Origin of the sequence: Enterococcus sp. 9D6_DIV0238, assembly GCF_002174455.2 — a bacterium.
Classification (GTDB): Bacteria; Bacillota; Bacilli; order Lactobacillales; family Enterococcaceae; genus Enterococcus_L; species Enterococcus_L dunnyi.
The window spans coordinates 713,254-728,527 of sequence record NZ_CP147246.1; the positions used below are offsets into that span (position 1 = coordinate 713,254).

General features: G+C 39.2%; 13 protein-coding genes. All 13 read right to left on the reverse strand.

Translation table 11 applies throughout. The features are described 5' to 3' along the window. Positions 1-11 precede the first annotated feature (11 nt). On the reverse strand, positions 12-1,841 hold the full coding sequence (gene dnaK, locus A5889_RS03405) for a molecular chaperone DnaK (RefSeq protein WP_087641461.1): 1,830 nt from the start codon (positions 1,839-1,841) through the stop codon (positions 12-14). 73 nt (positions 1,842-1,914) lie between these two features. Then, the gene (grpE, locus tag A5889_RS03410; RefSeq protein ID WP_087641460.1) at positions 1,915-2,484 is read right to left on the reverse strand and encodes a nucleotide exchange factor GrpE; all 570 of its coding nucleotides are present in this window, start codon (positions 2,482-2,484) and stop codon (positions 1,915-1,917) included. Between the two features lie 37 nt (positions 2,485-2,521). Further along, positions 2,522-3,565 (reverse strand): heat-inducible transcriptional repressor HrcA, encoded by a 1,044-nt coding sequence (hrcA, locus tag A5889_RS03415; protein ID WP_087641459.1) that lies wholly within the window; start codon positions 3,563-3,565, stop codon positions 2,522-2,524. A gap of 196 nt (positions 3,566-3,761) precedes the next feature. After that, the gene (hemW, locus tag A5889_RS03420) at positions 3,762-4,925 is read right to left on the reverse strand and encodes a radical SAM family heme chaperone HemW (protein WP_087641458.1); all 1,164 of its coding nucleotides are present in this window, start codon (positions 4,923-4,925) and stop codon (positions 3,762-3,764) included. A 57-nt stretch (positions 4,926-4,982) separates the two neighbouring features. Further along, a complete protein-coding gene (locus A5889_RS03425) occupies positions 4,983-6,821 on the reverse strand; it encodes a glycerophosphodiester phosphodiesterase family protein (RefSeq protein WP_087641457.1) in 1,839 nt (612 codons plus the stop codon). Between the two features lie 172 nt (positions 6,822-6,993). Continuing rightward, entirely contained in the window at positions 6,994-7,938 is a 945-nt protein-coding gene (gene ribF / locus A5889_RS03430; RefSeq protein ID WP_087641456.1) for a riboflavin biosynthesis protein RibF, read from the reverse strand. 17 nt (positions 7,939-7,955) lie between these two features. Then, positions 7,956-8,876, reverse strand: coding sequence for a tRNA pseudouridine(55) synthase TruB (gene truB / locus A5889_RS03435; RefSeq protein WP_087641455.1), 921 nt, complete (start codon positions 8,874-8,876; stop codon positions 7,956-7,958). A gap of 174 nt (positions 8,877-9,050) precedes the next feature. Further along, positions 9,051-10,307, reverse strand: coding sequence for a coiled-coil domain-containing protein (locus A5889_RS03440; RefSeq protein WP_087641454.1), 1,257 nt, complete (start codon positions 10,305-10,307; stop codon positions 9,051-9,053). A gap of 200 nt (positions 10,308-10,507) precedes the next feature. Further along, a complete protein-coding gene (rbfA, locus tag A5889_RS03445; RefSeq protein ID WP_087641453.1) occupies positions 10,508-10,858 on the reverse strand; it encodes a 30S ribosome-binding factor RbfA in 351 nt (116 codons plus the stop codon). Positions 10,859-10,893: 35 nt separating this feature from the next. Beyond that, a complete protein-coding gene (gene infB / locus A5889_RS03450; RefSeq protein ID WP_087641452.1) occupies positions 10,894-13,425 on the reverse strand; it encodes a translation initiation factor IF-2 in 2,532 nt (843 codons plus the stop codon). A gap of 12 nt (positions 13,426-13,437) precedes the next feature. After that, positions 13,438-13,740 (reverse strand): L7Ae/L30e/S12e/Gadd45 family ribosomal protein, encoded by a 303-nt coding sequence (locus A5889_RS03455; RefSeq protein ID WP_087641451.1) that lies wholly within the window; start codon positions 13,738-13,740, stop codon positions 13,438-13,440. Beyond that, positions 13,733-14,029, reverse strand: coding sequence for an RNase P modulator RnpM (gene rnpM, locus A5889_RS03460; protein ID WP_087641450.1), 297 nt, complete (start codon positions 14,027-14,029; stop codon positions 13,733-13,735). Before rnpM ends, A5889_RS03455 begins: the two co-directional genes overlap by 8 nt. Before the next feature lie 18 nt (positions 14,030-14,047). Next, positions 14,048-15,226 (reverse strand): transcription termination factor NusA, encoded by a 1,179-nt coding sequence (gene nusA / locus A5889_RS03465; protein ID WP_087641449.1) that lies wholly within the window; start codon positions 15,224-15,226, stop codon positions 14,048-14,050. Positions 15,227-15,274 lie beyond the last annotated feature (48 nt).

Sequence of the window (15,274 nt, forward strand, 5' to 3'; positions counted from 1 at the left end):
ACGAACAATGATTATTTATCGTCGCCTTCTACTTCTTCAAAGTCAGCATCTACAACATCGTCTGCTCCACCTTGGGCAGCTTCAGGATTTTCTTGCGCTTGTTGTTGTGCTGCTTGTTCATAAAGTTTAACCGTTAAGTTTTGTACGATTTCGTTTAATGAATCACGTTTTGCTTTCATTTGTTCGATATCGTTGGCTTCAACAGCAGCTTTCAATTCATCACGAGCGTCTTCTGCTTTCTTCACTTCATCTGCATCGACTTTGCCTTCTAATTCTTTCAATGTTTTATCAACAGTGAATAGTAAAGCATCCACATCGTTACGTAGATCAACCTCTTCTTTACGCGCTTTATCTGCTTCTGCATTAGATTCAGCGTCTTTCACCATACGTTCGATTTCTTCATCTGATAAACCAGAAGATGATTTGATCGTGATCGTTTGTTCTTTTTGTGTTCCTAAATCTTTGGCACGTACGTTTACGATACCGTTTTTATCAATATCGAAGCTTACTTCGATTTGAGGTACACCACGAGGAGCAGCTGGAATATCAGTCAATTGGAAACGACCTAATGTTTTGTTGTCTGCTGACATTGGACGTTCACCTTGCAATACATGGATATCTACGGCTGGTTGGTTGTCTGCTGCTGTAGAGAAGACTTGTGATTTACTTGTTGGGATCGTTGTATTACGATCGATCAATTTAGTAAACACACCACCCATTGTTTCGATACCTAATGATAATGGCGTAACGTCTAGTAAAACAACGTCTTTCACATCACCAGTGATAACGCCACCTTGAATAGCTGCACCCATCGCAACTACTTCATCTGGGTTTACTGATTTGTTTGGTTCTTTGTTTGTTTCTTTACGTACAGCTTCTACAACTGCTGGAATACGAGTTGAACCACCGACTAAAATAACTTCATCGATTTCAGATGGATTCAAACCAGCATCTTTCAACGCTTGACGTACAGGTGTTTTTGTACGCTCTACTAAATCGCTTGTCAATTCATCAAATTTTGCACGAGTCAAGTTCATTTCTAAATGCAATGGACCAGCGTCTCCTGCTGTGATAAATGGTAAGCTGATTTGAGTTGATGTCACACCTGATAAATCTTTTTTCGCTTTTTCAGCAGCATCTTTCAAACGTTGAACAGCCATTTTATCTTGTGATAAGTCAATGCCGTTTTCTTTTTTGAATTCAGCTACCATGTGATCGATGATTTTATTATCAAAGTCATCTCCACCTAATTCGTTATCTCCCGCTGTAGATAGTACATCAAAGACTCCGTCACCTAATTCAAGGATCGATACGTCAAAAGTACCACCACCAAGGTCAAATACTAAAACTTTTTCGTCTTTATCTGTTTTGTCTAAACCATAAGCTAAAGCTGCAGCTGTTGGTTCGTTAACAATACGTTCAACTTCTAAACCAGCGATTTTACCAGCATCTTTTGTTGCTTGACGTTGTGCATCGTTAAAGTAAGCTGGCACAGTGATAACCGCTTTATCTACTTTTTCGCCAAGGTATTCTTCTGCAAACCCTTTTAGATATTGTAAAATCATCGCAGAAATTTCTTGCGGTGTATAAGATTTGCCATCTGCTTCTACTTTGAATCCTGCTTCACCCATGTGACGTTTGATTGATGAAATTGTATGTGGGTTTGTAACAGCTTGACGTTTTGCTACTTCACCAACTTGGATTTCACCGTTTTTGAATGATACAACAGAAGGTGTTGTACGATTTCCTTCTGGATTAGCAATGATTTTTGCTTCTCCGCCTTCTAATACTGCAACTGCTGAGTTTGTTGTTCCTAAGTCAATACCAATAATTTTACTCATAATTAATGATCTCCTATCTCTGTTTTGATTTTTGTTGTATTCAATTTATATCATGCAAGTTTTCGTTTTGTCACTATTGTGCAACAACAACCATACTCGCTCGTAAAACACGATCATGTAGCTTATAGCCTTTTTGCAGCACTTCCACGATTGTATCTGCTGGTGTATCATCGGTTGCAGGAATCGTTTGGACTGCCTGATGTAAATTAGGATCAAAAGGTTCGCCCATTGCTGGGATTTCTTCAATTCCTTCTTCTTTCAAAGCTGCTTGAACACTCTCCAGAACCATCGCGATTCCTTTTTTCAAGCTTGCACCTTGTTCATCATCGACTTCGATAGCCATTGCACGTTCTAGATTATCGATCGAAGGCAATAACTTTTTACCTAGATCCTGCGAACGATACCGAACAAGCAATTCACGTTCGTTCTTAAAGCGATTGCTCATATTAGCAATCTCTGCACGAGCTCTTAAAAATTTATCTTCCATTTCAGATAATTCATCTTGAGCTGTTTCAAGTTCTGATTTTTCAACTTCTGTTTCAGTTGTTTCAGAGACGACTGATTCATCGACTGAATTCGTCTGTTCTTCTTGTAATTCTTCATTAGTCTCTTCTTTACTCACTCTGGCAACTTCCCTTCTCATTTCCGTAGAATCAAAATTCTATATTTTTACTTTTTACTTATTCATCAAGGAAACGATAATAAGCTCCAAGTTTTGACGCTAATTCATGACGAAACACATCGACTAAGCCAAACATTTTTGAATACGGCATGCTTGTCGGTCCTAATAATGCGATCGTCCCTTTCCCATGTCCTGCTACTTCATACGATGCAGTGATCATACTCATATTATCCAATAGATCATTCCCGATCTCTGAACCGATTCGAATGGCGATCTTCGCGTCATTTTGTTCATCTGCCGTCAATAAATGTGTGATCGCATCTGTGTTTTGCATAAATGAGTACACAGATTTCAATTGATCCAAATCATTTTGCACACCAAAGTTAAATAAATTCATTCGACCACTGACAAATACTTTTTCTTCAAATGCATGTCCTAACATAGCATCAAATAAATTCATCATCCCATCAGGTGTTTGAAAATAACGATGTAAAATCATCGGTATCTCAGTCCGCAGACGATGATAGACGGTCAAAAGCGGCTGTCCAACTAATTTATCGTTGATGATCTGTGTCATCTTCTCTAGATCCTGACTGGAAACTGAAGCTGGTACCGCAAAGACCTGACTTTCGACATTGCCTTTGTCCGTCACGATGATCGCGATGATCTGCCGTTCATTCAAAGGAACGATTCGAAAACCAGTCAAGCGCCGCTCTTTCATTTCAGGTCCTAAAGAAAACGCTGTGTAGCTGGTCAATTCAGAAAGAATCTCTGCCGATTGCTCAATGATATCATTGATTTCGTGAAACTCTTTGCCAAAGGAATGACGGATCGTCTGTAATTCCTCATGTTCAATTTCTGTTGGACGCAATAAATGATCAACGTAATAGCGATAACCATCCATTGAAGGAATTCGACCAGAAGAAGAATGCGTCTTTAGCAGCAGCCCAAGCTCTTCTAAAGCTTTCATATCGTTACGAATAGTTGCTGAACTGGACTGGATCCCTTCTTCCATCAACTTCTTTGATCCAACGGGCATTCCTGTGTTTGTGTATTCCTGGATGATAAGTCGCAAAATATTCTTTTGTCTGTCAGTTATCATAGTTACCACCCTTCATTAGCACTCATGTTATTCAAGTGCTAATACAAGTATTAATATAGCAAGTTCTTTCTGAATTGTCAAGAGAAAAACATACTTTTTTAGCACTCTGTAGCAAAGAGTGCTAATTCTGGAACGCTAGAAAAAGCACAAGAGCTTTTATATATCAAAAGCTCTTGTGCCTCTTTTCTTTTTCCTGTTATTTATCGATCAAAAATTCTTCAAATACATCATTTCCAACGAACAACCCTTGTTCTGTTAGCTGAAGATAACCAGCTCGATCCGTAAGTAAACCACGCTTTACTAAGGTTAAAATCACTTCACCGTATACTTGCTCGATAGGAATACCAAATTTATCTTCAAACTGCTGCTTAGATACGCCTTTTTTCTTACGCAAACCTAAGAAAAGCTGTTCTTCCATTTGATTATCGATCGTCAATTTTTCCGATTCTACAACTGGTAATTGCCCATTGCGTAAAGGAGTTAGGTAATGCTGAATCGGTCCGTGATTACGGTAACGAGTATGACCTAAATAGCCGCTTGCTCCCGCACCAAAACCATAATAATGATCATTATCCCAGTAGACTAGATTATGCTGACTTTCTTTCCCAGGCAAAGCAAAATTGCTCACTTCATATTGCCGCCGTCCGCCTTTTTCCATCGCGATGATCGTTTCTTCAAACATTTGCGCCTCAACTTCTTGATCCGGCAATTGAAGACGGCCTTGTCTCACCCAGTTCATGAACATTGTTTTGTTTTCCAGTATCAATGAATACAAAGAATAATGCGGTAAATCAAGCTCGATCGCACGTTTTAATGTATCTCTAAAGCCTTCTAACGTTTGCCCCGGCAGCGCATAGATCAAATCGATACTTACATTGGAGAAATTTTCCTTTTCAAGGAACTTCATTGTGTCATAAACATCCTCCGCTGTATGCTTGCGACCAATTTTTTTCAGCAATTGGTTATCAAAGGTTTGAACCCCCATCGATAAACGATTGACTCCATATTCTTTCATCACATGGAGCTTTTCCTGCGTTAAATCGCCAGGGTTGGCCTCTACAGTAAACTCATTTTTAGCGTTGAATGGTAATAATGTACGAACTCCCTCCAGTAAAACAGCAAGCTGCTTAGCAGATAAGGAAGTCGGTGTACCTCCGCCAATATAGATTGTTTCCATTTCTTGGCTAGGAAATCGACTTTTCGTCAAGTCAATTTCTTTTAATAGCGCCTGAATATATTCATCTACCGGCTGTCCTTCAAGAAATACTTTATTGAAATCACAGTAGTAGCAGATATGTTCACAAAATGGAATGTGGATATATGCTGAAATTTTATTATTTCCTTTATTTGTTTCGATCATTGCAATCCATTCCTTTAAAATCAATATCTGTAGATTTAATTTCGTTTATTCTGTTGGCTAGTCATAATCTGTTGTCAGATTATTGATCCCCAATGCTTCCATCTTCTTGAATTCACTCTGAGGAACTCCCCACAGATTGACGGACAATCCTTTGTTCTGAGCTAGCGCGATCAAATCAGCACGATCTGCCACACTTTCATACTTGATATCCAAACCAGAATTTCCTCCAAGCTGGCTGACTTGTTCGATCATCTGCTCATCCAGCCTATTTGCCAACAGTTGAACCTGAACATCTGGAAGTCTTCTTTTAACTTCAACCAAATGCTTATAATCGAAAGAAATAACAACTGCTGTATTCGCCAATCCATAATAATTGATCGAATTGACTAAACTATCATAATCAGCAGCGTCTACTTTGTTTGCTTTAATTTCTATAAACGGAATACTTTGTTTTGTATTCATAACAGTTAAAAAGTCTTCCAATGTTGGAACAACCAATTGTTCTTCGGAATAATTTTCTTTATTCGATCCTTGGTCGATTCGCAAAGCGTTGATTTGAGCAAGTGTCAAATCGCTAACCTTCCCTTTACCATTCGTCATTCGATCAACGGACTGATCATGCATGATCACCCATTTTTTATCCTTAGTCAAGCGGATATCGGTCTCAATGCCCCAGCTATTTGACTGTTGAAACGCTGGAAGGGAATTTTCTGGTGCAGCTTTATGATTTCCTCGATGAGCAACATACCGAATATCATCCATCATTTCGCTCACTTCAACATTGTCTGCCGGAATATAGCCCTCTGTCGTTCTGTATATTTTCTTATCATTATTAAAAACGATTCCTCTAACATAGGCCATACTATTAGCAGAGAGTTGCCGAACAGCTTTTGACAACTGGCGGTTTTGGTAAAGAGCCGTCTCCTGCATCAATCGGATACGAACAGGACGGCGTAAATTGATTTCTACCGCACCAGCATCGCTCTCAGCTTTTAATCCATTCTTACCAATGAACTCAGTATTTGCATGATAAATGCCATTGATAAAATCAAAATCCTCATAATCCACATGAACCTTATAGGAATTGCCTTCTTGACGTTTAGCATCATATACTTTTTTATCACTCTGATCTTCTTTTGACCAGACAGTTGCCGTTAATTTTTCCGTATCTGATTTACTTGATACTGAAAGATTGATTTCAAATTGGCCTTTTGAAACCTCTGTACCGTCAATTTCAGATTGAAGAGTCGGCTGATCTACAGTAAAGTTTCCAAATGGAACCGTTTCTATCTCACCATTTTCTCTAGTGATTTTTAGAGTTACTTGATAATCGCCAGCTTCTTGATGATTCTTGATCAAAACATCTGTATCCCACGTATTCGTTTCAGAATGATAAACGGCTTGATAGGTTTTTAGATCGTTCGTTCCATCTGTTTCACCAAAAACACTAAATTCAACTGTTTTAAGATGATTTGCACTTTCTAAATCTGCACTAAGCCTATAAGTCGTTTGTTTGTTATCCTGATTCAACAAACGGAAAGACGGACGTTCAGGCGGATAATAAACAGACTTATTTTTCGCTAACCTCTCGATCGACGATTCTGCAAAATCAGGATTTAAACGGCTCCCATCTTCTAGGATCACATCTTCTTTCTGCTTATCGGCAAGAGTAATGGCTAAAGGCGATGGAGAAAATCGGTATCCTTCATATGATGGATTCGAATGATCTTGATAATCTAAATTTATATAAAACCAAATCAAAAAAGAAACACCGCTCAGAATAATGACGATCAACAAAATCGAAAGAGTTACACGCTTCTTTTTTCTTTTAGCTGCCTGCTCTTTTTTCTTTTGTTTTTTCTTTGACGGCTTCTTCTTATCTTTTTTTTCTGCCATAAACCTCTCCTTGACTATTTTTTATCCATTTTCTACAAAGTATAACGCGTACCTATCCACTCGAGCACAAATTTAGGATAGTTTATAAAAACTTTATATTATCTAATTTTCTCAAGCAAAAAACTGAACGTTCACCACATTTGCCCAAACCGTTTTTAATTTGGTCGTTGACTCAATTCTCTTGTGAAAAGTAATCAGTTGTATCCTGCTCATCTTGTTTCAATTGCACGATCAAACTATCAGCACCATCAAATTTCACTTGGTCTCTTAAATAATGATTCCAGCTTACAGTCACTTGTTCACCATAAATATCCTGATGAAAATCTAAAATATACACTTCTACAGTCAATTCCCGACCATCACCAAATGTATCATTATGACCGATCGACCCCATTCCAACATACCATCGTTCACCGATCTTGATTTTGACAGCATAGACACCGATCCTTGGCAAACGAACCGTACTTTTTACTTTGATATTCGCTGTTGGAAAGCCTAGTAAACGACCTCTAGCATCTCCATGAACAACCGTCCCATCTGTCTCATAAACATACCCTAACAATTCGGAAGCTTCTTCCATTCGACCTTGTTCCATCAAGGAACGAATTCGAGTGGAACTTATTTTTTCACCGGCTAACTCTTCTTTACTGACAGTGATCACTTTAAAGCGGTCTTTTGCATAACCAGGTAGATGAGCCACATCCGCAATGTCTTTAGGACCATAGGTATAATCGAACCCTGAAACAGCTGCTTTTCCATGTAAGCCTACAATATATTGATCAATAAAATCCTGCGGCGCCAAATGAGCAAACGCAGAAGTAAACTCGATCACGTATAAAATATCAACTCCTAAGCGTTCCATCAAACGTTCTTTTTGCTCTAAGCTGCTCAAATATTTCATATTTTCGGGCAACACCTTTTGAAAAACAATCGAAGGATGCTGATTAAACGTCATAACGGCTAATTTTAAGTTGTGTTCTTCAGCATATTTTTTACCCGTTTCAATCACCTTTTGATGTCCACGATGAACACCATCGAAAAAACCTAATACCATTACTACTTCATCTGACGGAATTTGTTCTGGTTGATAAGGATGTCGAATTGAAATCACTTGCATACTAAAACTTCTTTCTATTAATTATTTCGTAAGACTTTGCTTGGTTTTAAAACATTTTCTTTCGTTGGATGAGCCATATAAAGACTAACAACCTGATCATGATAAAATAAAGCAACTAGCTCTTCTGGCATTTCATTTAGTCCTAATTCATTTTTAGTCAATCGAACACCATTTTTGACCTTTTGATAAAGCTCATCTGACAAATCGATCCGCTGAAAATCAGTAACTGCTGTCTCGATCGGTAATAATACTTGATCTATAGCTTCTTGCGCCATTTTTTCTGCGACTTGTTCCAATGATAAACATTGGCTAGCAGTCAGCCCGCCGCTTGCTGTTCTTGTTAAGTCAGACATATGGGCCGGCACTTCTAAAAGTGCCCCTGTATCGACAGATAGTGTTCGAACATAAGTCCCTTTGCCGCAAACTACTTTAAAGCGCCAGCTCTGTGTGCCGTTTATTGAATCAAATACCGGCTCAGAAGTTCGTTCAAACGAATGAATCTGTGCAGTTCGTTTTGGACGCTCTACTTCTTCACCATTTCTTGCATACTCATAAAGACGCTTACCATTTACTTTGACCGCTGAAAACATGGGCGGAATTTGCGTGATCGTACCTGTCATTTGCTGCATTGCGGCATCGATTTCTGTTGTTGTAAAAGGCGCTGCTAATTTATGTTTTTCAACTATTTCTCCACTACTATCTTCAGTTGTTGTAGAAAAACCTAAGGTGATTTCCCCTTCGTAGGTTTTCCCTGAATCAACCATATATTCGATCACTTTGGTTCCTTTTCCGATACAAATCGGCAAGACACCCGAAACATCAGGATCTAAGGTCCCGCCGTGACCAATTTTTTTTGTATGTAAAATTTTCCTTAATTTGAATACGCAGTCATGACTTGTCATTCCACGTTCTTTCCATAAAGGTAAAATACCATCCATCGATTTAGCCTCCTAATACGAAGATTACTAACTTGCTTATTATAACATAGAAGCATATGAAAATTCATTCTTTCAAGGTCAAGTAAGCTAAAGTTTATACCGATTATTTTATGGTAAAAAAACAGTGCGATCCAAAAATGATTTTGAACCACACTGTTTCGTTATTATTTGTTATTAGGCAGAGTGACCAACGATCACATCACCCGCATACCCAAAGCCGACACGTGTCATGCTCGGATTCATTTCCCAATCACGGTGTCCTGTTCCAGATGGTGAAACCATGTTCGTTTCATTATACCAAGCCATGATCACAGAGTTTCCAGGTGCAAACATAAAGGCTATTACTTCATCGCCTCTGTTCCAATGATCCGATGGAATTTGATAGTCCTGCATCATTGATGCTCTGGCTCCAGCAGAAGCAGCTAAACCTGCATCCCAGCTCACTGGATTCAATCCATTTGCAGTCCGCAAAGCATTTAATGCTTGGAACGTTGCATCCGCAGATGTCACTGGCGGTGTTGGTGTAGGATCTTTCGGCCCTTCAGATGGTGTTGTATTTCCTTGATCAGTTGAATTACTTTCACTAGGAGTCGTATTGGTTTGTTCAGTGCTGTTTGATTCTGGTACTTCTACTTCTTCTGATGCAGAAGGCGCTGTTGGTGTTTCGCTCGCCGTTGTTTGAGTCGTCTTTTGCTCTTTGGCTGCCGCAGCTTTTTTATTTTCTGCTTGCTTTGCTTCAGCTGCGAGCTGAGCTTTTAGTGTTTCTTGCTGTTTCTTCACTAATTCATTTTTAGAATTTTCAGCCCCAGCAGTTTCTGAATCGACTTCAGCTTTCAATACATTCAAATCTGCTTGTTTACTTACAAGAGACTCTTTTTCTTGCTCAAGTTGTTTTGTTGCATCTTCCACAGCAACTAGATTCTTTTGAATATCCACTTTTTTGGTTTCCACTAGTTTTTTATCTTCTTTTTGTTGCTTAACTAGATCATTATTTGCTGTCAAAATCGAAGAAATTGCCTGCACTCGTCCAACAGCATCAGAAATTGATTCTGCATTTAAGATCATATCCAAGATTTGAGCTCCCTGCCCATTTACTTGAACATTTCGTCCTTGATTTTGGATCGCTTCTGTTCGTTTATTGATTCGAACATCCAGTGCTGCAATATCTTTTTTCAGCTGTTCTGATTCTTGCGTCAGACTCGTTTTTTGTCTGTTCAATTCTATTCCTTTATCATAAATAGAAGAAATTTCCTCTTCCAAGCTAGCGATTTGAGTGGTTACACTTTTTTGTTTTTCTTTTAATGCAGAGATTTCTTTATCTTGCTGCTCTATTTTTTTATCAGCTGTTTCGGCCATTGCACTGATTGGTGCCAACGCTCCGCCAGCTGTCATTAATCCAACGATCAATAAGGTCAAGCTTTTTTTCTTCACTAATACCCCTCCGATTTCTCAAATAAATCTTATGCTATAAAATAGTACCATATTTCTTCTCTTTATAATCGATAAAAAGATTACAGTTGCTTTCAATCTAGTTACAATGAAATAATTTTGTTACAAAGGAAAAATAAGAGCCGTACTTTTACATAGATAATAAAAAAGATCCGGAAGAAATATCTTCCAGATCTTTTTTATTAATCCCCTTGATTCAATTTGCGGATCAAATCGTCAATATGATTGCCATATTGTACAGATTCATCTCTTTCAAAAATCAGCTCAGGCGTCTTGTATAATGTTAAAGCTTGACCTAGTTCTTTACGAATCAAACCTTTTGCTTTATCTAATCCTTGCTGAGCTTTTTGTTGGTCAGAAGCTAGATCAGATAACAAGCTATAATAGATCGTCGCTTGCTGCAAATCACCTGTTACACGAACATCGGTGATCGTAATATCCTGCACACGAGGGTCTCTTACGCGTTTTCTCAAGATGTCATTGACTTCCCGCATGATTTCTTGACCCACTCGGCGGTCACGATAATTTGCCATACTGTTTCTCCTTCTTTCTTACTAATGAGAACTTTTTATTTTTTTACTTCTTCCATGATAAAGCCTTCGATCACGTCATCAACTTTAAGGTCGTTGAAGTTTTCGATCATCGCTCCACATTCAAAGCCAAGTTTCACTTCTTTTGCATCGTCTTTAAAGCGTTTCAAGCTGGCTAATTTGCCTTCAAAGATCACGATGCCGTCACGGATCACACGAACACCACTGTCGCGGCGGATAAATCCTTCTGTAACATAACAGCCGGCGATCGTTCCAACTTTAGATACTTTATACAGCTCACGGACAGCCATTTGACCAGTGATTTTTTCTTCAAACTCTGGATCGAGCATCCCTTTCATCGCTGTTTCGATTTCTTCGATCGCTTTGTAGATGATGCGGTGTAAACGAATATCCACTTCTTCTTGTTCAGCTTGTTGTTTCGCTTGCGGTGTAGGTCGTACATTAAATCCGATGATGATCGCATTACTTGCTGCGGCAAGTGTGACGTCACTTTCATTGATCGCACCTACTGCTGAGTGAACGATTTTCACACGAACGCCTTCAACATCGATTTTTTGTAAGCTTGCAGCCAAGGCTTCAGCAGTTCCTTGTACGTCCGCTTTGATGATCACATTGACATCTTTCAATTCGCCTTCTTTCAGGCTTTCGAATAAGTTGTCTAAAGTAACACGGTTATTAGCTGAACGTTGTTCAAGAACCGCACGTTTACCACGTTCTTCACCTGCTTGACGGGCTGTTTTTTCATCTTCGAAGACGACAAAACGGTCACCTGCTTGCGGTACATCGTTTAACCCTGTGATTTCGACTGGTGTTGCTGGTCCTACGGCTTTATCACGACGACCAATGTCATTTGTCATAACACGGACACGTCCAAAGGTATTTCCGACAACGATCGGATCTCCGACTTTCAACGTTCCTTGTTGAACAAGTAATGTTGAAACAGGTCCTTTTCCTTTGTCTAAACGAGCTTCGATGACTGTACCGATCGCACGCTGTGTTGGATCAGCTTTAAGGTCTTCGACTTCTGCGATCAACAGAATATTTTCTAATAATTCATCGATATTTTGATTGAATTTCGCAGAAATGTTGACGAAAATCGTATCTCCGCCCCATTCTTCCGGAATCAAGCCATGTTCACTTAGTTCTTGTTTTACATGATCAGGATTAGCTCCTGGTTTATCTACCTTATTGACTGCTACGATGATCGGTACTTCTGCGGCTTTTGCATGGTTGATCGCTTCGATCGTTTGCGGCATCACACCGTCATCTGCTGCGACAACTAAAATCGTGATATCTGTGATACCAGCGCCACGTGCACGCATGCTAGTGAAGGCCGCGTGTCCTGGTGTATCCAAGAATGTGATCGGTTTACCGTCGATATCGATCTGGTACGCTCCGATATGCTGAGTGATCCCGCCTGCTTCCCCAGAAGTCACACGTGAGTTACGTAATGTATCAAGCAATGTTGTTTTCCCGTGGTCAACGTGTCCCATGATCGTCACAACTGGCGGACGAGTCACAAGGTTTTCTTCCACTAAAGCTTCTGGTTCAAAGAATTTATCGATATCAGCCACATCAACTTGGACTTTTTCTTGCGGTTCCATTCCATAATCGACCGCTAAAAGTTCAATTGTTTCTTTATCTAATGATTGGTTTTGATTGACCATAACCCCCATCATAAAGAGTTTTTTGATGATTTCTGCTGGTTCGCGGTGAATTTTCTTCGCGATATCTGCTACGTTCATTCCTTCTGTGTATTCTAAAACATCAGGTAATTCACGGAATTTACGTGCTGGCACTGCAGGTTTTGTTGATTCTTGGTATTTCCCTTTTTTGCCTTTTTTGTTGAAACGATTGCGGTTTTGATTGTTGTAACCACCATTACGATTACGGTTTTGGCCACCGCCGCCAAAGTTGTTGTTGCGGTTTTGATTATTGTTGCGATTTTGATTGCCTTGGTTGTTACTTTGTCCTTGGTTTGGACGGTTTTGGTTTGTATTTTGTGTATTACGTTGTTGTGTATTGTTACGGTTTTGATTATTTTGTTGCCCAGACTGTGCAGGACGATTTTGGTTATTGTTTTGTTGTCCTGATTGTGCAGGACGATTTTGATTATTGTTTTGTTGTCCTGATTGTGCAGGACGATTTTGATTATTGTTTTGGTGCGGACGTTGTTGCTGTCCTTGGTTTGGACGATTTTGTGTCATATTTTGGCTGCTTCCTTGCGTATTTCGATTTTGGTTATTACGATTTTGTTGTTGCCCTTTATTGTGATTTTGTGTTGGTTTATTGCTATTTTGGTTAGCTGGTTTCGGATTTGCTGGTTTTGTTTGACCGCTTTGTGTTGGTTGCGGTTTTGCTGCTGGTTTTTGTTGTGGTTGTGCAGGTTTCTTTCCTCCAAAAGCTTGACGAAGTTTTGATTCATCATCTGAAGAAATTGCACCCATGTGATTTTTCACATCCATACCTAATGCATGTGCTTTTTCCACGACGTCTTTACTCGATTGATTGATTTCTTTCGCTAGTTCATAAATTCTCTTTTTCCCCATGCAATCACCTTCCTAACCTTTGATTAATTCCTGGAACTTTGTCGCAAAGCCCTGATCATTAATCCCAATAATCATGCGCGTTCTGCCAATTGCATGACTGATTTCTGATTGGGTAAACGACTCGTCTGTCGGAACCTTATAATAAGAACATTTGTCCTTGATTTTCTTTCTTGTATTTTCACTAGCATCTGCCGCAACAAAAACAAATTTCGCCTTATTGCTGCGAATATCTGCTAAAGTCAACTCTTCACCAGTCACTAGTTTTCCAGCTCTCATAGCCAAACCTAATAAATTTAAAATCTTTTCTTTATCCATTTCCGAACAACTCTTTACGGGCTTTTTGATGTTCCACATAATCTAACAATTCTTGATAGAATTCGTCAGTCAACGTTGTTTCCAGAACACGATCTAAAATGTGCTTATCCCATGCATCTTGAACTTCTTTTGGTTCAAGAGCGACGTACGCACCTCGGCCCGGCATTTTTCCAGAAGGATCGATCGATACGACACCTTCTTTAGAACGAGTGATTCGGACTAATTCTTTTTTGGGTTTCATCTCGCCTGAGACAACAGATTTACGCATCGGGACTTTTCTTTTTTTCATTTTGTTCCCTCCAAATCGTTAGACTTGTTCTTCGTCTTCTATTGTTTTTTCTTCAAACGCAATTTCTTCATATTCATCAGCTGTTAAATCAGACTCTATGATCGCTTCATCAAAAACTTCTTCTGTGGCATCTTCTTGTGTTTCTTGTTGAGCGTAGAATTCTTCCATTTCTGATTCTGGTTTAATATCGATTTTGAAGCCTGTCAATTTAGCTGCTAAACGTGCATTTTGACCTCTTTTACCGATAGCAAGTGACAATTGATAATCTGGTACAACAACTGTACAAGCTTTGTTATTGGTAGGATCAAAAATAACATCGACAACTTGTGCTGGATTCAACGCATTGCTGATGAAGATCGCTGGATCTTCATTCCATTCTACGATATCCATATTTTCACCTTTTAATTCATTCACGATCGCTTGAACACGTTGGCCTTTAGGACCTACACACGTACCAACAGGATCGATATTTGGATCTGTTGAACGAACAGAGACTTTTGAGCGGTCTCCTGCTTCACGAGCAATGCTGACGATTTCTACAATTCCATCATACACTTCCGGAATTTCTTGTTCAAACAATCGCTTCAATAAATCTGGATGACTGCGGCTAACAAAAACCTGAGGACCTTTAGATGTATTTTCAACACGTGATACATACACTTTGATTCGATCATGCGGTTGATAAAATTCATTTGGCATTTGGTCTTGTTTTGATAAGACAGCTTCGATTTTTCCTAAGTTTACATAGATATAACGGCGGTCTTGTCTTTCAACGATTCCTTGCATGATATCATTTTCGTATGCACTGAATTCATTGTAAATAATGTTTCTTTCAGCTTCTCTTACACGTTGTAAAATAACTTGCTTCGCCGTTTGTGCCGCAATCCGGCCAAAGTCTTTTGGTGTCACTTCAAAACGAATTTTATCGCCCAGCTCATACGCCTTATTGACTTCCATCGCTTCTTTTAATGAGACTTCCAATTGGGAATCCATCACTTCTTCAGTGACTTCTTTTACTGCATATACATGGATATTGCCTTTTTTGCCATCGAATTCTACTTCAACGTTTTGGGCCTGTCCATAATGTCTTTTATATGCGGAAACTAATGCTGCTTCCAGCGCATCAATCACGATATCCTTAGAAATACCTTTTTCAGCTTCTAATGCATCCAATGCATTCAACATTTCTTTGCTCATTTTGTTGTCATTTCCTCCTACTTGTTTAAATGAAAGATAAACGGAATG

Bases quoted from the DNA above. Each gene is read 5' to 3' on its own strand.
- dnaK (WP_087641461.1), bottom strand. From the start codon at position 1,841: ATGAGTAAAATTATTGGTATTGACTTAGGAACAACAAACTCAGCAGTT.
- grpE (WP_087641460.1), bottom strand. From the start codon at position 2,484: ATGAGAAGGGAAGTTGCCAGAGTGAGTAAAGAAGAGACTAATGAAGAA.
- hrcA (WP_087641459.1), bottom strand. From the start codon at position 3,565: ATGATAACTGACAGACAAAAGAATATTTTGCGACTTATCATCCAGGAA.
- hemW (WP_087641458.1), bottom strand. From the start codon at position 4,925: ATGATCGAAACAAATAAAGGAAATAATAAAATTTCAGCATATATCCAC.
- A5889_RS03425 (WP_087641457.1), bottom strand. From the start codon at position 6,821: ATGGCAGAAAAAAAAGATAAGAAGAAGCCGTCAAAGAAAAAACAAAAG.
- ribF (WP_087641456.1), bottom strand. From the start codon at position 7,938: ATGCAAGTGATTTCAATTCGACATCCTTATCAACCAGAACAAATTCCG.
- truB (WP_087641455.1), bottom strand. From the start codon at position 8,876: ATGGATGGTATTTTACCTTTATGGAAAGAACGTGGAATGACAAGTCAT.
- rbfA (WP_087641453.1), bottom strand. From the start codon at position 10,858: ATGGCAAATTATCGTGACCGCCGAGTGGGTCAAGAAATCATGCGGGAA.
- infB (WP_087641452.1), bottom strand. From the start codon at position 13,425: ATGGGGAAAAAGAGAATTTATGAACTAGCGAAAGAAATCAATCAATCG.
- A5889_RS03455 (WP_087641451.1), bottom strand. From the start codon at position 13,740: ATGGATAAAGAAAAGATTTTAAATTTATTAGGTTTGGCTATGAGAGCT.
- rnpM (WP_087641450.1), bottom strand. From the start codon at position 14,029: ATGAAAAAAAGAAAAGTCCCGATGCGTAAATCTGTTGTCTCAGGCGAG.
- nusA (WP_087641449.1), bottom strand. From the start codon at position 15,226: ATGAGCAAAGAAATGTTGAATGCATTGGATGCATTAGAAGCTGAAAAA.